The organism is Pseudomonas sp. DWRC2-2 (assembly GCF_049897885.1).
GTDB lineage: Bacteria > Pseudomonadota > Gammaproteobacteria > Pseudomonadales > Pseudomonadaceae > Aquipseudomonas > Aquipseudomonas azotoformans_A.
The window spans coordinates 6,507-30,853 of sequence record NZ_JAFCXD010000006.1 but is presented as its reverse complement, the minus strand read 5'-3'; the positions used below and the strand labels follow the sequence as shown (position 1 = coordinate 30,853).

Genomic DNA, 24,347 nt, shown 5'->3' with positions numbered 1-24,347 from the left:
CGTGACTTATCAGGCAGGTTACCCCATGCAGTTCAGCGAATTATTGGCAGCGATTTCCACCCATGCGATCCGTCTGCAACTGGAAGAAGGCGACCTGATCATCCTCGGCGATGACGAAGCGCTGGACGATGCGCTGTGGGATCAATTGATCGCCCACAAGCCCCGGCTGCTCGAACTGGTCGCCGAACATGGCGGCGACTGGCTGAGCCCGGCCTACCGCATCACCCCGGACATGCTGCCCCTGGTCAGGCTCGAACAGGCGGCCATCGACCGAATCGTTGCGGCCATCCCCGGCGGCGCGGCTAACGTGCAGGATATCTACCCACTGGCGCCGCTTCAGGAAGGCATGCTGTACCACCATCTGTCGGCGGAGCAGGGCGATCCGTACGTGTTGCACGCGCAGTTCGAGTTCGACAGCCGTGGGCGTCTGGAGGCGTTTGCCGAAGCGCTGCAATGGGTGATCGATCGTCACGATATCCTGCGCACCTCCATGGTCTGGGAGCGTCTCGACGAGCCGTTGCAAGTGGTGTGGCGCAAGGCGAGCCTGTCTTGCGAGGCGGTTGATTTCGATCCGCGTAGTTATCGTATGGACCTGGGCCAGGCGCCGCTGCTGCGACTGGTGTTTGCCGAGGATTCGCTCACTGGGCGGGTAGCGGCGACGCTGCTGTTCCATCACACCATCCTCGATCACACCGCCCTGGACGTGGTGCGCCATGAAATCCAGCTGTACCTGGCCGGCGAGCACGCCCAGGCCGGTGAGCCTGTGCCGTTTCGCAGCTACATCGCCCAGGTACGCCATGGCGTCAGCGAGCAGGCCCACGAGGCGTTCTTCCGCGAGATGCTGGCGGACATCGATGAGCCGACGCTGCCTTTCGGTTTGCAGGACGTACAGGGTGATGGCCTGGGCATCGACGAGGCACGCACCCCCGTCGACGGCACACTGAGCCGCCGCCTGCGCGCTCTGGCCCGTCCCCTTGGCGTCAGCGTGGCGAGCATGATGCACCTGGCGCTGGCCCGCGTATTGGGCGTGGTCTCCGGGCGTGAAGCAGTGGTGTTCGGCACCGTGATGCTCGGTCGCATGGGCGCGGGCGAGGGCGGTGAGCGGGCCTTGGGCATGTTCATCAACACCTTGCCCCTGCGTGTGGATGTGGGCGAACAGGGCGTGCGTGCCGGGGTCAAGGCCACGCATGAACGCCTCACCACCTTGCTCAACCACGAACATGCGTCCCTCGCGCTGGCCCAGCGTTGCAGTGGCGTGGCGGCACCGACGCCACTGTTCAGCGCCATGCTCAACTACCGCCACAGCGCCGCCACGGACATGGCCGAGGTGATCGAGGTGGCCGAGGGCATCCGCGTGCTGGGTGCCGAGGAGCGCACCAACTACCCGCTGACCGTCAACGTCGATGACCTGGGGGAGGATTTCGCGCTGACCGTGATGGTCGACGCATCCATCGGTGCCGAACGGGTTGCCACTTACCTGCACACCGCCCTGGCAAGCCTGGCTGATGCCCTGGAGCAACGACCGGACATGCCGCTCAGCGGCCTGAATATCCTGCCCGACACCGAACGCCACACCCTGCTGCACAGCCTCAATCAAAGCCCCGCGCACTACGCCGACACCGCCCTGATCCATCAGCAAGTCGAAACCCACGCCGCCGCCCAGCCCGAAGCCATCGCCTTGCGCTTCGACAACCAGCGCCTCACCTACCGCCAGCTGAACGAGCGCGCCAACCAGGTTGCCCATCGCCTGCTGGCCCAAGGCATCTGCCCGGATGACCGCGTGGCGATCTGCGTGGAGCGCGGCCCGGAGATGATCATTGGCTTGCTCGGCATCCTCAAGGCGGGCGCCGGCTATGTGCCGATCGACCCGGCCTACCCGTTGGAGCGCATTGCCTACACCCTAGCCGACAGCACGCCGGTGGCGGTGCTGGTGCAAGCCAACACGCGTCACTTGGTCGGCGACCTGCCACAGATAGACCTGAATGGCTTGCGCGGTGAGTCCCTCGTCAACCCACGGGTCAGGGTCAGCCCGGCCCATTTGGCCTACGTGATCTACACCTCCGGCTCCACCGGCCAGCCCAAGGGCGTGATGATCGAACACCGCCAGGTGGCTCGCCTGTTCACGGCCACCGAGCATTGGTTCGGCTTCAACACCAACGATGTTTGGGCGTTGTTCCACTCGTTCGCCTTCGATTTCTCGGTATGGGAAATCTGGGGCGCGCTGATGCACGGCGGCCAGTTGCTGATCGTGCCGCAACTGGTCAGCCGCTCGCCGGATGAGTGCTATTCGCTGCTCTGCGAAGCAGGCGTGAGCATCCTCAACCAGACACCGAGCGCCTTCCGCCAATTGATTGCTGCCCAAAGCCAGAACCCGCAATCCCATTCCTTGCGCCAAGTGATCTTCGGTGGCGAGGCGCTGGAGCCGGGCATGCTCAAGCCGTGGTACGCCCGGGCGATCAACGCCGGGACGCAACTGGTGAACATGTATGGCATCACCGAAACCACCGTGCATGTGACCTATCGCGCCCTTGAAGCGGCGGATGCGCAATTGGTTGGCGTCAGCCCGATTGGCGTGCGTATTCCCGACTTGCAGCTGTACGTGCTGGATGCGCGTCGCGAGCCGCTGCCGTTGGGGGTGGTCGGTGAGTTATACGTCGGCGGCGCCGGGGTGGCGCGCGGTTACCTCAACCGTGAAGCACTGACCGCCGAGCGCTTCCTGGCCGACCCGGCCACCGGCCAGCGCCTGTACAAGACCGGCGACCTCGGCCGCCTGCTGGCCGACGGCAGCGTCGAATACCTGGGGCGCAACGATGACCAGGTGAAGATCCGCGGTTTCCGCATCGAACTGGGCGAGATCGAAGCGCGCCTGGCCACGGCTCCTGGCGTACGTGATGCCGTAGTGATCGCCCGTGAAGACGAACCGGGCGACAAGCGCCTGGTGGCCTACGTGATTGCCGAAGGCGAACTACAGGCAGCCGACCTGCGCGACCATCTGCTGCAGAGTCTGGCCGAGCATATGGTGCCCAGCGCCTTTGTGCAGCTGGATAAATTCCCGCTGACCACCAACGGCAAGCTCGACCGCAAGGCACTCCCCGCGCCGGATGCGGACGCCCTGGCCCGTCGCGGCTATACAGCGCCACAAGGCGCGGTGGAAACCGCCATCGCCACGATCTGGCAAGACCTGCTCAAGCTCGATCAGGTCGGCCGTGACGACAACTTCTTCGAACTGGGCGGCCATTCGCTGTTGGCGGTCAAGCTGATCGAACGCATGCGCCAGGTCGACCTCAGCGCCGATGTGCGCGTGCTGTTCGGCCAACCGACCCTGGCGGCACTGGCCGCAGCCGTGGGTGGGCAACAGGAGGTGCAGGTCCCGGCCAACCTGATCACCCAGGCCAGCCAGCACATTACCCCGGACATGGTGCCGTTGGTGGAACTCGACCAGGCGGCGCTCGACCATATCATCCAGAGCGTATCCGGTGGCCTCAGCAACGTGCAGGACATCTACGGCCTGGCGCCGTTGCAGGCCGGCATTCTCTACCATCACCTGGCGACCACCGAGGGCGATCCCTACGTGTTGCAGGTGCAGTTCAGTTTCAACGACCAATTGGCGGTGGACGCGTTCAGCCAGGCACTGCACAGCGTGATCGGACGCAACGATATCCTGCGCACCGCGATTCTCTGGGAGGGTCTCAACGAGCCGGTGCAGGTGGTTTTGCGCGAGGCGAACTTGGCCGTTGAGCGCAGCGACGAGTCGCTTGCCCAATTGCAGCAACGCTTCGACCCGCGTCACTTCCGCCTCGACCTGACCCGCGCGTCACTGATGCGCTTCGCCTACTCGCAAGAGCAGGATTGTTTTGTCGGTATCTTGCTGTTGCACCATATCCTGCTGGACCACACCGCGTTGCAGGTGCTGGTGGACGAAATGAGCGCCAGCCTGTCTGGCAACAGCGCACAACTGCCGGACGCCGTGCAGTACCGCAACTACGTGGCCCAGGCGCGACTCGGCGTCAGCCAGGCCCAGCACGAAGCCTTCTTCAGCGAAATGCTCGGCGATATCGATGAGCCGACCTTGGCCTTCGGCCTGCAGGACGTGAATGGCGACGGCAGTGGCATCCTCGACGCCCACCTGCCGCTGGAACCGGCACTCAGCCTGGGTTTGCGCGAACAGGCGCGGCAATTGGGGGTGAGCACCGCCAGCCTGGTGCATTTGGCCTGGGCCCAGGTGCTGGGGCAGGTGTCGGGCCAACAGGACGTGGTGTTCGGCACCGTGTTGCTGGGCCGCATGCAGGGCGGCGAGGGCGCCGACCGTGCGCTGGGCATGTTCATCAACACCTTGCCGCTGCGGGTCAGCCTCGGCACGGTCGGCGTGCAAGCCGGCGTGCGCGCCACCCATGCACGCCTGGCGCAGTTGCTCGGGCATGAGCACGCCTCGTTATCCCTGGCCCAGCGTTGCAGCGGCGTGCCGGGTTCGTTGCCGCTGTTCAGCACCTTGCTCAACTACCGCCACAGCGCACCGGGGGAGGCGCCGGGGGACAGCCCGTTCGCCGCCTCCGGTATCCAGATTCTCAGTTCCGAAGAGCGCAGCAACTACCCGCTGGTGCTTAACGTCGATGACCTGGGCACGGGCTTCGCGCTCACCGTACAGGGCGTCGCGACCCTCGACGTACAACGCGTGGGCGAGTACATGCTCACCGCGTTGCGCCATCTGGTGACCGCGTTGCAGCAGGCGGCGACCACGCCGTTGCAGGCTGTCTCGATCCTGCCGGCCGCCGAGCGTCACCAATTGCTGGTGGACTTCAACGCCACCGCCCGTGAATACCCGTCCCAGCTCACCGTGCATCAGCTGTTCGAAGCCCAGGCGCTGGCCCGTCCAGAGGCCGTGGCGGTTGTGCATGGTCAGCTGTCCTTGAGTTACCGCGACCTCAACCGGCATGCCAACCGCCTGGCCCACCACTTGCTCAGCCAGGGCGTGCAACCGGGCGAAAGCGTGGCGATTGCGCTGCCGCGTTCCCTCGATCTGCTGATCTGCCAGCTGGCGATCCTCAAGTGCGGCGCGGTGTATGTGCCGCTGGACGTCAACGCGCCGGTCGAGCGCCAAGCGTTTATCGTGCAGGACAGTGGTGCGCACCGGGTGCTCAACAACCTGGCCGACCTGAACCTGGATGCCCAGTCGCCGCGTAACCCTGAACTGCCGCAGTCCGCCGAAAGCGTCGCCTACATCCTCTACACCTCCGGCTCCACTGGGGCGCCCAAAGGCGTGCAAGTGCCGCACCGCGCCATCTCGCGGCTGGTGCTCAACAACGGTTACGCCGAATTCAACGCGCGCGACCGCGTGGCGTTCGCCTCCAACCCGGCGTTCGATGCCAGCACCCTCGACGTATGGGCACCTTTGCTCAATGGCGGCTGCGTGGTAGTGGTCGAGCATGGCGTGCTGTTGTCCCAGGCGGCGTTTGCGTCGTTATTGCAGGAGCAATCCGTCAGCGTGTTGTGGATGACCGCCGGGCTGTTCCACCAATACGCCGATGCGCTGATGCCGGTGTTCCGCCAGCTGCGCTACCTGATCGTTGGCGGCGATGTGCTCGACCCGCAGGTGATTGGTCGCGTACTTGAACACGGCAAACCCCAGCACCTGCTCAACGGCTACGGGCCTACCGAAGCCACCACCTTTTCCACCACCTTCGAGATCACCTCGGTGGGCGAGGGCGGCATTCCCATCGGCCGCCCGATAGCGAATGCCCAGGCTTACGTGCTCGACCGGCGCCAGCAACCCGTGCCGTTGGGCGTGGTGGGCGAGCTGTACATTGGTGGCTCGGGCGTGGCCAAGGGGTATCTGAACCAGCCGCAACTGACCGCCGAAAAATTCATCCCGAACCCGTTTGGTGAAGGCCTGCTGTACCGCACCGGTGACCTGGCCTGCTGGCAGGTCGACGGCACCTTGCTGTACCAGGGGCGCAATGACCTGCAGTTGAAGATCCGTGGTTTCCGGATTGAACCCGGCGAGATCGAAACCTGCCTGGCCAGCTTCCCTGGCGTAAAAGACGCTGTGGTCTTGGCCCGTGAAGACGAGCCCGGCGACAAGCGCCTGGTGGCCTACTACACCGCTAGCGAGCCGTTGGACATCGAAACACTGCGCGCCCACCTGCAAGGCCACCTGCCGGATTACATGGTGCCGTCGGCTTATGTGTGGCTGGAGCTGCTACCGCTGACCGCCAACGGCAAGCTCGACCGCAAGGGCCTGCCGGTGCCGGACCAGAGTGCGCTGCTCAGCCGTGGCTTCGAAGCGCCGGAAGGCGAAGTGGAAACCCAGCTGGCGCAGATCTGGCAGGAGGTGCTCAAGCTCGACCGCGTGGGTCGTCACGATCACTTCTTTGAGTTGGGCGGACATTCATTACTGGCGGTCAGCCTGATCGAGCGCATGCGCCAGGTCGGCCTCAGCTGCGATGTGCGTGTGTTGTTCAGCCAGCCAAGCCTGGCGGCGCTGGCCGCCGCCGTGGGCAGTGGCCGGGAAGTCGTGGTGCCGGCCAATGGCATTCCAACGGGTTGCACCCAGATCACGCCGTCCATGCTCACGCTGGTACAGCTCGACCCGACGGCTATTGCGCGTATCGTCGCGAACGTGCCGGGCGGTGCGGCGAACGTACAGGATATCTACCCGCTGGCGCCGCTGCAGGAAGGCATTCTTTACCACCACATCAGTGCCGAGCAGGGTGATCCGTACCTGCTGCAATCGCGCATGGCATTCGACAGTATCGAGCGCCTGCACGCGTTCATGGGCGCATTGCAAAAGGTGGTGGCCCGCCATGACATCTTGCGTACCGGCGTGGTCTGGGAGGGCCTGGACAGCCCGGTGCAAGTGGTGTGGCGTGAGGCGCAACTGGTTGTCCAAGAGGTTGCCTTGGACCCGGCGGACGGCGACGTCATCGAACAACTGCACGCGCGCTTCGATGCCCGCCATTACCGCCTGGACATCACCCAGGCGCCGCTGCTGCGCATGGTTTACGCCCAGGATCCGCAGCACAACCGCGTCGCGGCGATCCTGCTGTTCCACCACCTGGCGCTGGACCACACCGCCATGGAAGTGGTGGGCCAGGAGATGCGCACGTTCCTGTTCAACCCGGCGCAGGACTTGCCCGAGGCGGCACCGTTCCGCAACTACGTGGCCCAGGCGCGCCTGGGTGTCAGCGTGGAGGAACACGAAGCCTTCTTCCGCGACATGCTCGCTGACGTGGATGAGCCGACCCTGCCGTTCGGCGTGCAAGACGTGCAGGGCGATGGGCGTGACATCGAAGAAGCCGAATGGCCGGTGGATGCCGTGCTGGCCCAGCGGGTGCGCGAACAGGCGCGGCAGTTGGGCGTCAGCGCGGCGAGCCTGATGCACCTGGCCTGGGCGCAGGTACTGGGTCTGGTGTCCGGGCGTGACGACGTGGTGTTCGGCACCGTATTGATGGGCCGCATGCAGGCCGGTGACGGTGCGGACCGTGCGCTGGGCATGTTCATCAACACCTTGCCGCTGCGGGTCAATGTAGCAGCGCCGGCGGCGGTTTCGGTCAAGGCGACCCATGGGCGCTTGAGCGCCTTGCTTGGCCACGAACATGCGTCCCTGGCGCTGGCCCAGCGTTGCAGCGGCGTGGCGAATGCCTCGCCGCTGTTCAGTGCCTTGCTCAACTACCGCCACAGCACGCCTGGCGAAATGGCCCGCGACGGCCATGGCATCTGGGAAGGGGTGCAACTGCTCGGTGGTGAGGAGCGCAGCAACTACCCGCTGACCTTGAGCGTGGATGACCTGGGCGAAGGCTTCGGCCTGACCGTCTTGGCGCTGCCGCAGATCGGCGCCCAGCGCATGTGCGCCTATATGCATAACGCCGTCGAGCAGTTGGTCGACACGCTGGAAAACGCACCGAAGACCGCACTCAGTCAATTGCCGATCCTACCGACAGCGGAGCGCGAAACCCTGCTGCGCGAGTTCAATGCCACCGCCAGTGATTTCCCTAAGGGCCACACGGTGCATGGGGCATTCGAGGTCCAGGCCGAGCGCCAACCTCACGCCATCGCCGTGGTGCAAGACGGCGAATCGCTGACCTACCAGCAGCTCAATATTCGCGCCAACCAGTTGGCCCATCATCTGTTGCAACAGGGCGTGCAGCCCGACGATCGCGTCGCCCTGTGCTGCCGTCGCGGCCCGCAGATGCTGGTGGGCTTGCTGGGCATTCTCAAGGCCGGTGCCGGCTACGTGCCTATCGACCCGGCGTACCCCGCCGAGCGCATCGCCTACTTGCTGAAAGACAGCGCGCCTGTGGCGGTGTTGGCCGAAGCCAGTACCCGCGACCTGTTGGGTGCGGTTACCAGCCTCGACCTGCACGATCCGCGCGTGCAGCAGCAGGCCGTCAGCAACCCACAACTGAGTGCATTGACCCCGGCGCACTTGGCTTACGTCATCTACACCTCCGGCTCCACCGGCCAGCCCAAAGGTGTGATGGTGGAACACCGCACCGTGGAAAACCTGGTGCACTGGCACTGCGAGGCCTTTGGCCTGGATGCGACGGGCCACACCAGCAGCGTCGCCGGTTTCGGGTTTGATGCGATGGCCTGGGAGGTCTGGCCGGCGCTGTGCGTGGGTGCCACCCTGCATCTGCCACCGGCCGATGTGGGCAATGAAAATATCGATGAATTGCTCGACTGGTGGCTGGCGCAACCGCTGGACGTCAGCTTTCTGCCAACGCCTGTGGCCGAATACGCCTTCAGCCAGAACCTGCAACACCCCACGTTGCGCATTCTACTGATTGGCGGTGATCGGCTGCGCCAGTTCACCCAGGAACGCCGCTTTGCAGTGATCAACAACTACGGTCCCACCGAAGCCACGGTAGTTGCCACCTCCGGCCGCGTGCGCGCCGGGCAGGTGCTGCATATCGGCCGGCCCATCGCCAATGCCAGCGTCTACCTGCTGGACGCGCACTTGCGTCCGGTGCCTGTGGGGGTGGCGGGCGAGTTGTATGTCGGCGGCAGCAGCGTGGCGCGCGGTTACCTGAACCGTCCGGACCTGAGCGCCGAACGCTTCCTGCAAGACCCGTTCAATGAGGGCCGCATGTACCGCACCGGCGACCTGGCGCGCTGGTTGCCGGATGGCAATATCGAGTACCTGGGGCGTAACGATGACCAGGTGAAAGTGCGTGGCGTGCGGGTTGAGCTGGGTGAAATCGAAAGCCGCCTGGCCGCACTGGACGGCGTCGGCGAAGCCGTGGTGCTGGTGCGCGAAGGGCGCTTGATTGCCTGGTTCACCGAACAAAAACCGCTGGATATCGATACCCTGCGCGCGCAACTGCAAGCCCAGTTGCCGGATGCCCTGGTGCCGGTCGCCTATGTAAAGCTGCAGACCTTGCCCCTGACCGCCAACGGCAAGCTCGACCGCAAGGCGTTACCGGAACCGGATCAGGCGGCGTTGCTGACGCGCGATTATGAAGCACCCCAAGGCGAGGTTGAGAGCACCCTGGCACGCATTTGGGCCGAGGTTCTGCAAGTGGAGCAGGTCGGGCGCCATGACCATTTCTTCGAGCTGGGCGGCCATTCGTTGCTGGCCGTCAGCCTGATCGAACGCATGCGCCAGGTCGGCCTGAGTGCCGATGTGCGCGTGCTGTTCAGCCAGCCGACCCTGGCCGCGCTGGCGGCTGCCGTGGGCAGTGGGCGCGATGTGTCGGTGCCGGAAAACCGTATTCCGGCGGGCTGCCAACGTATCACCCCGGATCTGTTGTCCCTGGTGCAACTCGACCAATCGACCATCGACCACGTCGTTGCCCAGGTGCCCGGCGGTGCTGCCAATGTGCAGGACATCTACCCGCTGGCGCCGTTGCAGGAGGGCATTCTCTACCACCACATCAGCGCGGGTCAGGGCGACCCTTACCTGCTGCAATCGCACCTGGCGTTCGACAGCCTCGACCGCTTGAATGCCTTCGCCCAGGCGCTGCAACAGGTGATCGACCGTCACGACATCCTGCGCACCGCCGTGGTCTGGGAAGGCCTGGCCCAGCCGCTGCAAGTAGTGTGGCGCAAGGCCCGCTTGCAGGTGCAGGCGGACGTGATCGACCAACTGCACCAGCGCTTCGACCCGCGCCAGTACCGTGTGCCGATGCATCAGGCGCCGCTGATACGCCTGGTGTACGCGCCGGACCCGGCCAATCAGCGCGTGGTCGCGATCCTGTTGTTCCACCACATCGCCCTCGACCACACCGCCCTCGACGGCGTGCGCCATGAGATGCAGGCCAGCCTGCTCGGGTTGCCACCACCTGCCGGCGACGCCACGCCGTACCGTAACTACGTGGCCCAGGCGCGGTTGGGTGTCAGCGAGGACGAACATGAGCAGTTCTTCCGTGGGATGCTCGGCGATATCAGCGAACCGACCTTGCCATTCGGCCTGCAGGATGTGCGCGGCGACGGTAATGCTATCGAAGAGGTCCAGCTGAACCTGGCCCCAACTCTCAACCAGCGCCTGCGGACCCAGGCGCGCTTGCTCGGCGTGAGCGCCGCCAGCCTGTTCCACCTGGCGTGGGCGCGGGTGCTCGCCAGCACCTCCGGCCAGGAAAACGTAGTGTTCGGCACTGTGTTGCTGGGGCGCATGCAAGGCGGTAAAGGCAGTGACCGGGCGCTGGGCATGTTTATCAACACCTTGCCGTTGCGCGTGGACATCGATGGCAGCGGCGTGCGCGTGGCGGTCAAGCAGACCCATGCGCGGTTGACTGCATTGCTCGGGCATGAACACGCGTCCCTTGCCCTGGCTCAGCGTTGCAGTGGCGTCGCCGCGCCGCAGCCGTTGTTCAGCGCCATGCTCAACTATCGCCACAGCGACAGCCAGCAGGCGCCAGTCTCCCAGGCCTGGGAAGGCATCCAGACCCTGGCCAGCGAGGAGCGCACCAACTACCCGTTGACGCTGAACGTGGACGACCAGGGCGACGGCTTCCGTCTCACTGCCATGACCGCGAAGTCGATTGGCGCGCAACGCCTCTGCGGTTATCTGCAAGTGACCTTGCAGGGGCTGGTCGACGCGCTGGAGCAGGCGCCGCAGTTGGCGGTCAATCGCCTGCCGGTGCTGGAGGCTCAGGAACGTCAGCAACTGCTGTCGGGTTTCAACGCCACTGAGGTCGCCTATGACCTCGACCAGACCCTGCACGGCCTATTTGAAGCGCAAGTGACGCGCACACCGGACGCCATCGCCGTCAAGGCAGGTGAGCTGGCATTGACCTACGCCGAACTGAACGCGCAGGCCAACCAACTGGCGCATCACCTCATAGATAGGGGCGTGCAAGCCGATTCGCGGGTGGCGATTTGTTTGGAGCGCGGCCTGGACATGGTGGTCGGGCTGTACGCGATCCTCAAGGCCGGTGCCGCCTATGTGCCGCTGGACCCGGCGTATCCGCTGGAACGTATCGGCTACATGCTGGAAGACAGCGCGCCTGTCGCGGTGCTGGCCCAAGGCGCCACGCGTGGTTTGCTGGGCAACGCGCCGGTGATCGATCTGGACCGTCCGACCTGGCAGCACCAATCTATCGATAACCCACAGGTGCAGGCCCTCAGCGCCTACGTAATCTACACCTCCGGTTCCACCGGCCAGCCCAAGGGCGTGATCAACGACCATCCTGGCGTGGTCAACCGCCTGTTTTGGATGCAGGACGCCTACGGCCTCAAGGCCCACGACCGGGTGTTGCAGAAAACCCCGTTCAGCTTCGACGTGTCGGTGTGGGAGTTCTTCTGGCCGCTGTTCACCGGTGCGTGCCTGGTGATGGCGCGTCCTGGTGGGCATAAAGACCCAGCCTATCTGTGCGAGGTGATCGCGAACGAACAGATCACCACATTGCACTTTGTGCCGTCGATGCTCGATGTGTTCCTGGCCCATGGTGATGTCAGCCAGGCGGCGGGTCTGCAACGTGTGATGTGCAGCGGCGAAGCCCTGCCGGGCAGCCTGGTGCGGCGCTTCAAGCAGCAACTGCCGGGTATCGGCCTGTACAACCTGTACGGCCCGACCGAAGCGGCGGTGGACGTGACTGCCTGGAACTGTGCGCGCCCGGACGTGCCGGACAACACGCCGATTGGCAAACCCATCGCCAACACCCGGATGTACGTGCTCGATGCACAGATGCAGCCAGTGCCCTTGGGCGTGGTGGGCGAGTTGTTCATCGGCGGCGTGCAGGTGGCGCGGGGCTACCTCAATCGGCCGGAGTTGACCGCCGAACGTTTCCTCAAGGACCCGTTCACCAACGGCCGCCTGTACCGCACCGGCGACCTGGGGCGCTACCTGCCTGACGGCACAATCGAGTACCTGGGCCGTAACGACGACCAGGTGAAGATCCGTGGCCTGCGTATCGAACTCGGTGAGATCCAGGCACGCCTGCTGGAACATCCGCAGGTCAACGAGGCCGCCGTGCTGGCTCGTGAAGACCGGCTCGTCGCCTACTACACCGGCGTTCGGGCAACGGACCTGCGCGAACACCTGCTGCACTACCTGCCGGATTTCATGGTGCCCGCGCTGTTCGTGCACCTCGACGCGTTGCCGCTGAGCCCCAATGGCAAGCTCGACCGCAAGGCCTTGCCGGCGCCGGGCAGCGAAGCCTTGACCGTGCGCGAGTACGAAGCCCCGGTGGGCGACACCGAAATCCTCCTGGCGCAACTCTGGGCCGAGCTTCTCAACGTGGAACGGGTAGGGCGCCAGGACAATTTCTTTGAACTGGGCGGGCACTCGCTGCTCGCCGTGAGCTTGATCGGGCGCTTGCGCCAGGAAGGCATGGAAGCCGATGTGCGTGCGTTGTTCGAACAGCCGACCCTGGCTGGCTACGCCGCGATGACTGAACGAATGGAGATCGTCCTGTGAGCATTCTCGAACTGCTGGCGACGCTGAAAACCAAGGATGTGCAACTTGCGCTCAAGGGCGAGCAGTTGTCGGTGCAAGGCAACAAGCAAGCGCTGAGCGACCCGGTGATCCTCGCCGCCTTGCGTGAACACAAGCCGGCGCTGATCGAACTGATCAAGGCCGGCGAGTATTCGGCGGCAAACGAGGTGCCGGCCAATGGCATCCCGGCCAATGCCGAACGGATCACGCCGGCCATGTTGACCCTGTCCGACCTGAGCCAGGAGGAGATCGACCGTATCGTCGCCACGGTCGACGGCGGCGTGGCGAATATCCAGGACATCTACCCGCTGGCGCCGCTGCAGGAAGGCATCCTGTTTCACCACGTCAGCACCGAGCAGGGCGACCCTTATGTGATGCAGTCGCAATTCGCCTTCGACAGTGTCGAGCGTTTCGAGGCGTTTGCCCTGGCCCTTCAGGGGGTGATCGACCGTCACGACATCCTGCGCACTGGCGTAGTCTGGGACGGATTGCAACAGCCGTCGCAAGTGGTCTGGCGCAGCGCGCAGTTGCCGGTGCAGGCGCTGGAACTCGACCCGGCCGACGGTGATATTGCTGCCCAACTGCACGCGCGCTTCGATGCCCGCCATTACCGGCTGGACGTGACCCAGGCGCCGCTGCTGCGCCTGGCCTGGGCGAAGGACCCGGCGCAGGGGCGCATCGTCGCGATGCTGCTGTTCCATCACATGGCCCTGGATCACAGTGCCCTGGAAGTGGTGCGCCATGAAATGCAGGCGTTCCTGCAAGGCCACGCCGGGCAACTGGGCCACGCCGTGCCGTTTCGCAACTACGTGGCGCAGGCGCGGCTGGGTGTCAGCGAGCAACAGCATGAGGCGTTTTTCCAGCAGATGCTTGGCGATGTGGTCGAGCCGACCTTGCCCTTCGGCTTGCAGGATGTGCAGGGCGATGGCCGTGACATCAGTGAACTGGATTGGCCGCTGTCGGACGCGCTCAACCAGCGCCTGCGCGCCCAGGCTCGATCGCTGGGCGTCAGCGTTGCCAGCCTGTTCCACCTAGGCTGGGCCCAGGTACTGAGCGTGCTGGCCGGCAAATCCCAAGTGGTGTTTGGCACCGTACTGATGGGCCGTATGCAAGGTGGACATGCCACGGACCGCGCCTTGGGGATTTTCATCAATACCTTGCCATTCCGTGTGGACGTGGGCGGCGGCGACCTGCGCAGCGCAGTCAAGGCCACCCACACGCGCCTCACCGCGCTGCTGCGCCACGAACACGCGCCCCTGGCGCTGGCGCAACGGTGCAGTGGGGTGGTGGCGCCGACGCCGTTGTTCAGTGCGTTGCTCAACTATCGCCACAGCGGCACCGGTACCAGCAGCGAAGCCGTGGCCGCGTGGCAGGGCATCGAGACGCTGCGTTCGGATGAGCGCACCAACTACCCGCTGACCCTGAGCGTGGATGACCTGGGCGAAGGGTTCATCCTGCGTCTGCTGGCGACCACCCAGGTCGATCCACAGCGTGTCTGCGCTTACCTGCAAACCGCCCTGGACAACCTGGTGACCGCGTTGGAACAGGCGCCGCACACGGCGCTCAACCAAGTCTCGGTGCTGCCTGCCGATGAACAGCGTTTGCTGCTGGAACACTTCAACGCCACGCAAGCGGATTTTCCCCAGGGCACCACGCTGCACGCTCGCGTCGAAGCCCAGGCCGCCCTCACACCGGACGCGATTGCCGCTGTGCATTCGGGCCGTCAGCTGACCTATGCCGAACTTAACCAGCAAGCCAACCTGCTGGCCCATCACCTGCTGGCGCTGGGGGTCAAGCCGGACGACCGCGTTGCCATCGTTGCGCGCCGAGGCCTGGACACCCTGGCCGGCTTGCTGGCAATCCTCAAGGCCGGCGCCTGTTATGTGCCGGTGGACCCGTCGCACCCGGCCGAGCGCCTCACCTACCTGCTGACCGACAGCGCCCCGGTGGCGGTGCTGACCCAGCACGCCTTGCTCGCACGCTTGCCGGCCCTGGAAGTGCCGGTAATCAATCTCGACCGCTACACCTGGCAGCACCATTCGGCGAGCAACCCCACGGTGGCAGTCACCCCGTCCAACCTCGCCTATGTGATCTACACCTCAGGCTCCACCGGCCTGCCCAAAGGCGTGATGGTGGAGCATCACACCGTGGCCAACCTGGTGGACTGGCACTGCAACGCCTTCGACCTGTGCGCCGGGCGCCACACCGCGAGCGTCGCCGGGTTCGGCTTTGATGCGATGGCCTGGGAAGTCTGGCCGGCGCTGTGTGTAGGCGCGACCCTGCACCTGCCACCGGCCCATGACGGCACCGAAGATATCGACGCGTTGTTGGCCTGGTGGTGCACGCAGCCGTTGGACGTGTGCTTCCTGCCCACGCCGGTGGCCGAGTACGCCTTCAGCCAGCAGATCGAGCACCCCACGCTGCGCACCTTGCTGATCGGTGGCGATCGCCTGCGCCAGTTCGGCCGTGCGCAGCGCTTTGACTTGATCAACAACTACGGGCCGACCGAGGCCACCGTGGTTGCGACGTCGGGCAAGGTCGAGGCGGGCCAGCCACTGCATATCGGCAAGCCTATCGCCAATGCCACGGTCTACTTGCTGGATGAGCAACAGCGGCCGGTGCCATTGGGCGTGGCCGGTGAGTTGTACGTGGGCGGCAACGGCGTGGCGCGGGGGTATCTGAACCGCCCGGAACTGACCGCCGAACGCTTCCTGCAAGATCCCTTCAACGCTGGGCGCATGTACCGCACCGGCGACCTGGCGCGCTGGCTGCCGGATGGCAACATCGAGTACCTGGGGCGCAACGACGACCAGGTAAAAATTCGCGGCATGCGCATCGAACTGGGCGAAATCGAAACCCAGCTCAACCAAGTGGCAGGCATCCAGGAAGCCGTGGTGCTGGTGCGGGAAGAACGGCTGGTGGCGTATTTCACCGAAAACCGCCAACTCGACCCGTTGGCCGTGGGCGATATCCGCGCCCAGTTGGTGGCGCACCTGCCGGACTACATGGTCCCGGTCGCCTACGTGAAGCTGGACGCGCTGCCCCTGACCGCCAACGGTAAGCTCGACCGCAAGGCCTTGCCGGCGCCGGACATGACCGCCGTGTTTACCCGCGAGTACGCGGCACCCGAAGGCGAAATCGAAAGCGTGCTGGCGCAGATCTGGACCGATGTGCTGCATGTGGAGCGCGTCGGGCGCCGTGATCACTTCTTCGAACTGGGCGGGCACTCGTTGCTAGCGATGCGCATGGTCTCCCAGGTCCGCCAGCGCCTCGGCGTCGAGTTGCTGCTCGGTGACTTGTTTGCCAACGCCGAACTGGCGGCCGTCGCCGAGGTGCTGGCCCGGTCTGGCCGCAGCACCTTGCCGGATATCCTGCCGGCCAATCGCGATGAACCAGTGCCGCTGTCCTTTGCCCAGCAGCGCCTGTGGTTCCTGGCGCTGATGGAAGGCGCCAACACCGCCTACAACATCCCTATCGGCCTGCGTTTGCGTGGGCAGTTGCATGTCGAGGCGCTGCAACGGGCGCTGGCCCGCATCGTCGCGCGCCACGAAACTCTGCGCAGCCGCTTCGCCCAGCACGGCGATGACGCCCAAGTGTTGATCGTACCCGCCGAAGACGTGCTGCCTCTGCAAGTGCAGGACCTGCGTCGCCATCCGCAACCCCAGCAGGCGCTGGATGCGTTGATCCACGGCGAGGCCTCGGCGCCGTTCGACCTGGAGCGTGGCCCGTTGTTGCGCGGGCGCCTGATGGTCATGGCCGACGACCACCACGTGTTGCTGCTGACCCTGCACCACATCGTTTCCGATGGCTGGTCCATGGGCGTGCTCACCCGCGAACTGATGGCGCTGTACCAGGCGTTCAGCCACGGCCAGCCCGACCCATTGCCGCCGCTGCCGATCCAGTACGGCGACTTTGCCGTGTGGCAGCGCCTGTGGCTCAGCGGCGAAGTGTTGCATCGCCAGAGCACCTATTGGCAGCAGGCGCTGGCCGGTGCGCCGGCCTTGCTCACCTTACCGACTGACCGCCCGCGTCCGGCGCAACAGGACTACGCCGGCAGCAGTGTCGAGGTGCGCCTGGACGAACGCCTCACCGCCGGGCTCAAGGCCTTGAGCCAACGCCACGGCACCACCTTGTACATGACCTTGATGAGCGCCTGGGCCTCACTGCTCGCGCGGTTGTCCGGGCAACAGGATGTGGTGATCGGCTCGCCCGTCGCCAATCGCACGCGCAGCGAGGTGGAAGGGCTGATCGGCCTGTTCGTCAACACCTTGGCCGTGCGCATCGACACCTCCGGCGAGCTGAGCACCGAGGCGCTGCTGGCGCGGGTCAAGGCCCTGGCGTTGGAAGCCCAGGCCCATCAGGATCTGCCGTTCGAGCAGGTGGTGGAAATCACCCGGCCGCCGCGCAGCCTGGCCCACAGCCCGTTGTTCCAGACGCTGTTGACCTGGCAGGACAGCAGCGCGCCAACCCTGGCTTTGGGCGACCTGGCCCTGGAAGGCATCGTCGAGAACAGCCATTTTGCCAAGTTCGACCTGTCCTTGGACTTGAGCGAAGTGCAGGGCACGATCATCGGCGCGCTGGAGTATGCGGTGGCGCTGTTCGATGAGTCGACGGTGCAGCGTTATGTCGGCTATTTCACCCGTGTGTTGCAGGCCATGGTCGATAACGACCAGGCGGTGCTGGAACAGGTGCCGCTGGTGGATGAGCGCGAACGTCAGCATTTGCTGTTCGACTTCAATGCCACCGAGGTGACCTATGACCTCGACCAGACCGTGCACGCTATGTTCGAAGCGCAGGTGGCGCGGACACCGGATGCCATCGCCGTCAAGGCTGATGACGTTGTATTGACCTATGCCGAGCTGAATGCACGGGCCAACCAGTTGGCGCATCACCTGCTGGAAATCGGCGTTCAGCCGGATTCACGGGTCGCGATCTGTGTGGAACGTGGCCTGGAGATGGTCATCGGGTTGTACGCGATTCTCAAGGCCGGCGCGGCCTATGTGCCGCTGGATCCGGCGTATCCGCTGGAGCGTATTGCCTACATGCTGGAGGACAGCGCGCCGGTCGCGGTGTTGGCCCAGGGCGCGACACGAGGGGTGCTGGGGGATGTGCCGGTAGTCGATCTGGACCGGTCGACCTGGCAGCACCAACGTCAAGACAACCCCGGTGTAGAAGGCGTCAGCGCTTATGTGATCTATACCTCCGGCTCCACCGGCCAACCCAAGGGCGTGATCAACGACCATCCCGGCGTGGTCAACCGCCTGTTGTGGATGCAGGACGCCTATGGCCTGCATGCCCATGATCGTGTCTTGCAGAAAACCCCGTTCAGTTTCGACGTGTCGGTGTGGGAGTTCTTCTGGCCGCTGTTCACCGGCGCGTGCCTGGTGATGGCGCGTCCTGGCGGGCATAAAGACCCGGCCTATCTGTGCGAGGTGATCGCCACTGAGCAGATCACCACGCTGCACTTCGTGCCGTCGATGCTGGATGTGTTCCTGGCCCATGGAGATGTCAGCCAAGCCAAAGGGTTGGTGCGGGTGATGTGCAGCGGCGAAGCCTTGCCGGGCAGCCTGGTGCGGCGCTTCAAGCAGCAGTTGCCGGGCAGCGAATTGCACAACTTGTATGGCCCGACCGAAGCCGCCGTCGACGTGACCGCGTGGAACTGCTCCGGCCCGGTGACGCCGGACAACACGCCGATTGGCAAACCGATCGCCAACACCCGCATGTATGTGCTGGATGCACAGATGCAGCCGGTGCCGTTGGGGGTGGTCGGCGAGTTGTTCATCGGCGGCGTGCAAGTGGCGCGCGGCTACCTGAACCGGCCGGAATTGACCGCCGAGCGTTTCCTCAAGGACCCGTTCACCGACGGTCGCCTGTACCGCACCGGCGACGTGGGCCGCTACCTGGCGGATGGCACGATCGAGTACCTGGGACGCAATGACGACCAGGTGAAAATCCGTGGCCTGCGCATCGAGCTGGGGGAAATCCAGTCGCGCCTCACCGACTATCCGCCGGTCAACGAAGCCGCCGTGATCGCCCGCGACAATCGTTTGATCGCCTACTACACCGGGGTGTTTAGCGAGATCGACGGATTGCGCGCGCACCTGTTGCAGCACCTGCCGGAGTTCATGGTGCCGGCGATCTTTGTGCACCTCGACAGCTTGCCCCTGAGCCCCAACGGCAAGCTCGACCGCAAGGCCTTGCCTGCGCCGGGCCTCGAGTCGGTGGTGGTACGCGAATACGAAGCGCCCCAGGGCGACACGGAAATCGCCCTGGCCAGCCTCTGGGCCGAGTTGCTCAACGTGGAGCGCGTGGGCCGTCACGACAACTTCTTCGAGTTGGGCGGACACTCGTTGCTCGCGGTGAGCCTGATGGGGCGCATGCGCCGCCTCGGGTTGTCGGCGGACGTGAAGGTGTTGTTTGGTCAGCCGACCTTATCAGCCTTGGCGGCGACCTTGGGTGGGGGCCGGGAAGTGGCGGTGCCGGCCAATCGCATTGCGCTTGATTGCACCGCGATCACCCCGGATATGTTGCCGTTGGTTCAACTGGATCAGCCGGCCATCGAGCGTATCGTCGCCTGCATTCCGGGCGGCGCGGCGAATGTGCAGGATATCTACCCGCTGGCGCCGTTGCAGGCCGGCATGCTGTATCAGCATCGTGCGGTGCAAGGCGCTGACGACTATGTGCTGCGCGCGCAATTTGCGTTCGACAGCCCACAGCGCCTGGAAGCGTTTGCCCTGGCCTTGCAGGCGGTGATCCAGCGCCATGACATCCTGCGTTCGTCGTTCCATTGGGACGGCCTGGAAGAACCGGTGCAGGTGGTGTGGCGCCAGGCGTCTCTGCGTGTCGAACACGGCGCGGTGCCGGAACGGCTTGATCTGGCGCAAGCGCCATTGATGCGCCTGGTGGTCAATGCGCACAGTGCCTCGTTGCTGTTCCACCACCTGGTGATGGACCACATCGCCCTGGAGATCCTGCAACAGGAGATGCAGGCGTTCCTCATGGGCACTCAACACACCTTGGGCGTGGCGGTGCCGTACCGCAACTATGTGGCCCAGACCCGCGTCGGTGCAGAGGATCACGAAGTGTTCTTCCGCGAAATGCTCGGTGATATCGATGAGCCGACCCAGGTCGAACGCCTGGGCGAAAATGAGCAGATTCAACGCCCACTGGATGCGGAATTGAGCCAACGCCTGCGCACCCAAGCGCGGCAATCCGGCGTCAGCGCCGCCAGCCTGATGCACCTGGCCTGGGCCCAGGTGCTGGGCAAGGTCTCGGGCCGCGACAACGTGGTGTTCGGCAGCGTGATGCTCGGCCGCTTGCAAGGTGGTGAAGGCGCCGAGCGGGCCATGGGGGTGTTTATCAATACCTTGCCGCTGCGGGTCGACCTGGGTGAACACTCGGTGCGCGAGGCGCTGCGGGCCACCCATGCACGTCTCAGTCAATTGCTCAGCCATGAGCAGGCGCCGCTGGCCTTGGCCCAGCGTTGCAGCGACGTGCCGGCGACGACGCCGCTGTTCGACACGCTGTTCAACTATCGCCACAGTGCGCCGCAGGCTGCCAGCGAAGCATGGCAGGGCATTCGGCTGCTCAAGGCGGAAGAGCACAGTAACTACGGCCTGTCAGTGAGCGTGGATGACCTGGGTGAGGGGTTCTCGCTGAAAGTCGTGGGGCAGGGCGCACGCCGGTTGTGCGGCTACTTGCAGGTTGCCGTGGAGCAGGTGGTGCAGGCGTTGGAACAGGGCAGCGCGGTGGGCATCAGCCACTGGCCGATCCTGCCTGCTGCCGAACGCCAGCAACTGCTGGATTTCAACGCCACCACGCGATCATTCCCGCGCGAACACACGGTGCAACGCCTGTTTGAAGCCCAGGCCCAGGCGCGTCCTGGCGCATTGGCCGCTTTGCATGGCGGGCAGTCATTGAGTTATGGCGAGCTGAATACCCGCGCCAATCGCTTGGCCCATCACCTGTTGGGCCTTGGGTTGCGTCCCGGCGATAACGTGGCGATCCTGCTGCCGCGCTGCCTGGACTTGCTGATCAGCCAACTGGCCGTGCTCAAATGCGCCGCCGCCTATGTGCCGCTGGACATCAACGCACCCGTCGAACGCCAGGGCTTCATGGTGCAGGACAGCGGCGCGGTCTGGTTGTTGACCCGCAGCGATAGGGCCGTTGACTACGATGTGCAACGCCTGGACCTGGACACCCTGGCCCTTGATCCACAACCCAGCCACAACCCCGACCTGTCGCAGTCCTCGGACAGCGTGGCGTACATCATGTACACCTCCGGCTCTACCGGCACGCCCAAAGGGGTGTTGGTGCCCCATCGCGGCATCACGCGGTTGGTGATCAACAACGGCTACGCCGACTTCAACGCCAGCGACCGCGTGGCCTTCGCCTCCAACCCGGCATTCGACGCCAGCACCATGGACGTGTGGGGCCCGCTGCTCAACGGCGGCCAGGTGCAGGTGATCGACCACGCCACCTTGCTGGATCCTGCAGCCTTTGGCGTGGCCTTGGCGGACGCAACGGTGCTGTTCGTCACCACGGCCTTGTTCAACCAGTATGTGCAGCTGATTCCCCAGGCCCTGGCGGGCTTGCGCATCCTGCTGTGCGGCGGCGAGCGTGCCGACCCGGCCGCCTTCCGCAGCTTGTTGGCCCAGGCGCCCGCGTTGCGCCTGGTGCATTGCTATGGGCCGACCGAAACCACCACCTACGCCACCACCTATGAGGTGCGCGCGCTGGCCGAGGAGGCCGACAGCGTGCCGATCGGCCAGCCGATTTCCAATACGCAGATCCATGTGCTGGATGCTTACTTGCAGCCGGTGCCCATGGGTGTGACTGGTGAAATCTGCATCGGCGGAGACGGCGTGGCCTTGGGGTATCTGAATCGACCTGATCTCACCGCTGAAAAGTTTGTACGAGATCCGTTGACTGAGGGTGCCTTGATGTACCGCACCGGCGACCTCGGCCGTTGGACGGCGGACGGCCTGCTGGACTGCATCGGGCGCAATGACGACCAGGTGAAAATCCGTGGTTTTCGCATCGAACTGGGCGAGATCGAAGCGCGTCTGGCGACCTTCGCCGGTATCCAGGACGTGGTGGTGCTGGCTCGAGAAGACGCACCGGGCGACAAGCGCCTGGCGGCGTATTTCACCTGGGCGGATCAGCCTGTCGACCTCGACAGCGTGCGCGCCTATCTGCAAAGCCAATTGCCGGAGTACATGGTGCCGTCGGCCTTTGTGCCGCTGGATCACCTGCCGTTGACCGCCAACGGCAAGGTCGACCGCAAGGCCTTGCCGGTGCCGGCCCTGGACACGTTCAACCGCCGTGAGTTTGAAGCACCGGCCGATGGACTGGAACACACCCTGGCCCAGCTATGGACCGAGGTGCTGAAGCTGGAGCAGGTTGGTCGCCATGACAGTTTCTTCGAGTTGGGCGGGCATTCATTGCTGGCGATCCGGCTGGTCAACCTGATGGAAGAAGCGGGGTTGCAGGTGTCCCTGGCTGAGCTGTTCCAGCATGCCAGTGTGGCCTCCGTCGCCGCGATGCTGCGCCAGCGTACGGATGAGCCGGTGCGTGACATGTCGGTGATCAAGGTACGCAGTGGTGGTTCGCAAGCGCCGTTGTTCCTGGTCCACGAATTCAGCGGTATGGACGTGTATTTCCCGGCGCTGGGCCAGCATTTGCCGGGTGACTATCCGATCTATGGCTTGCCGGGCGTGGCGCTGGGCGAACCGCATCTGAACACGATGGAAGGTCTGGCTGCGCGGCTGGTCGGGTTGATCCGAGGCATTCAGCCCCATGGGCCTTACCGAGTTGCCGGTTGGTCATTCGGCGGGGTGCTTGCCTATGAAGTGGCGATGCAACTGCTGGGGCTGGATGAGCCGGTTGAGTTTCTCGGTTTGATCGACAGCTATGTACCGCGCATGACTGACCAGGGCAAGGCGCGATGGAGCGGGCCGGACGCGCTCAAGCGGCATTTGCTGTTGCAGTGCACGGCGCATTGGAAAGCACAGGGAGGTGTGGATGAACTGGCGAGCCTTGGGCAGTTGGAGGCGCAGGTTGGACAGCTGGACTTTGCAGGCCTGTTGCAACGTTGTCGCGATGAAGGTGTGCTGCACGCGCAAATGGCAGCGACGACGGATGCGGACCTCTTGAACTATATCGAGCGGGAAGTGGGGCATGGGCATGCGTTGGCCCATTACAGCCTGTTTCCGTTGCCGATAGCGGTGCATCTGTTCAGCGCGAGTGAGCGGCCTACCGAGTTGTCACGGCGCAGTGAAACCCTGGGTTGGAATGAGGTGTTGGCGCCGGGGCAATTGCGCCAGGTGGCGGTGCCGGGGGATCACCAGAGCATGATGCAGGCGCCGCATATCCAGGCGCTGGGTCAGGCGATGGCTGAGGCCTTGGTGACGTGCACGCCGCAGGTTCAGGCCCCGCATCAGCCCTTGCTGCGGATTCAGAGTGGCCGCGCGGGGTATGCGCCGGTGTTCTGTGTGCCGGGGGCGGGGGACAGCGTCACCGGGTTTATTGGCTTGAGTGAAGCGCTGGGGCGGGATTGGCCGTTATTTGGCTTGCAGCCGCGTGGGTTGGACGGTGAGGCGGTGCCCCATAGTCAGGTGGAAGTGGCGGCGGCTTGTTACTTGAAGGCGTTGGAGCAGGAGTGTCCGCAGGGGGCGGTGCATTTGGTGGGGCATTCGTTTGGCGGCTGGGTTGCGCTGGAGATGGCGTTGCGGTTGCAGGCGGCGGGGCGGGAGGTGGCTTCGTTGACGGTGATTGACAGTGAGTCTCCGGAGCGCGCTGTCAGGCCTTATACGACGACGGCTGCGTTGATGCGGTTGATTGAGGCGATGCAGTTGTCTGCGGGTATGTCGCTGGGGATTGATCTGGGGGATTTTGCAGGAGCGGATGAGGTGGCGCAGCGGCGGCAGTTACACGCAGGGATGGTTGGCGTTGGTCTGTTGCCGGGGCGGTCGGCTGTGGATGCGATGGATGGGCCGGCGCGGACTTATGCGGCGGCGTTGCGTACGCGGTATCGGCCGGGTGCGCGATTTAACGGTGTGGTGCGGTTGGTGTTGGCTGAGGATCCGGCGTTGGATGCGGCGGGGAATCAGCGGGAGCAGGGGTTGATGGTTGAGGGGTGGCGGCGGCAGGGGAGTGGGTTGCAGGTTTGGTATGGCGGGGGGAATCACTTTACGTTGCTCAAGGCGCCCAATGTGGTTGGGTTGGCGCGGTGGTGGGTGGATGGTTTGGTGGTTGGGGAGGTTGTTTCGTGAGGGGGCTGTTGGTGTACATATCCGTTGCTGCGGTCACGGCGACTTATGGTTCCGCTCTTACAGCGGGTCACTTTTGGAAAGGCCCAAAAGTAACCAAAAGGCCTTCGCCCCACCACTCGGCACCTCGCCTAGGCTCGGTGTGCCCGAACGAAGGCTTTGGAGCGTGGGCCGCCGCGATGGGCCATCCCTGGCCCAGCGCGGCT

Annotated in this window: 2 protein-coding genes; both read left to right on the top strand. The window is 64.7% G+C overall.

The window, feature by feature from the left end:
• The first annotated feature begins 25 nt into the window (after positions 1-25).
• Positions 26-12,853 carry an amino acid adenylation domain-containing protein gene (locus ACP7EW_RS24130; protein ID WP_426220344.1) on the top strand — a complete coding sequence of 4,276 codons (12,828 nt, stop codon included), beginning with the start codon at positions 26-28 and terminating at the stop codon, positions 12,851-12,853.
• A complete protein-coding gene (locus ACP7EW_RS24125) occupies positions 12,850-24,144 on the top strand; it encodes an amino acid adenylation domain-containing protein (RefSeq protein WP_426220342.1) in 11,295 nt (3,764 codons plus the stop codon). Before ACP7EW_RS24130 ends, ACP7EW_RS24125 begins: the two co-directional genes overlap by 4 nt.
• Positions 24,145-24,347: the final 203 nt, after the last annotated feature.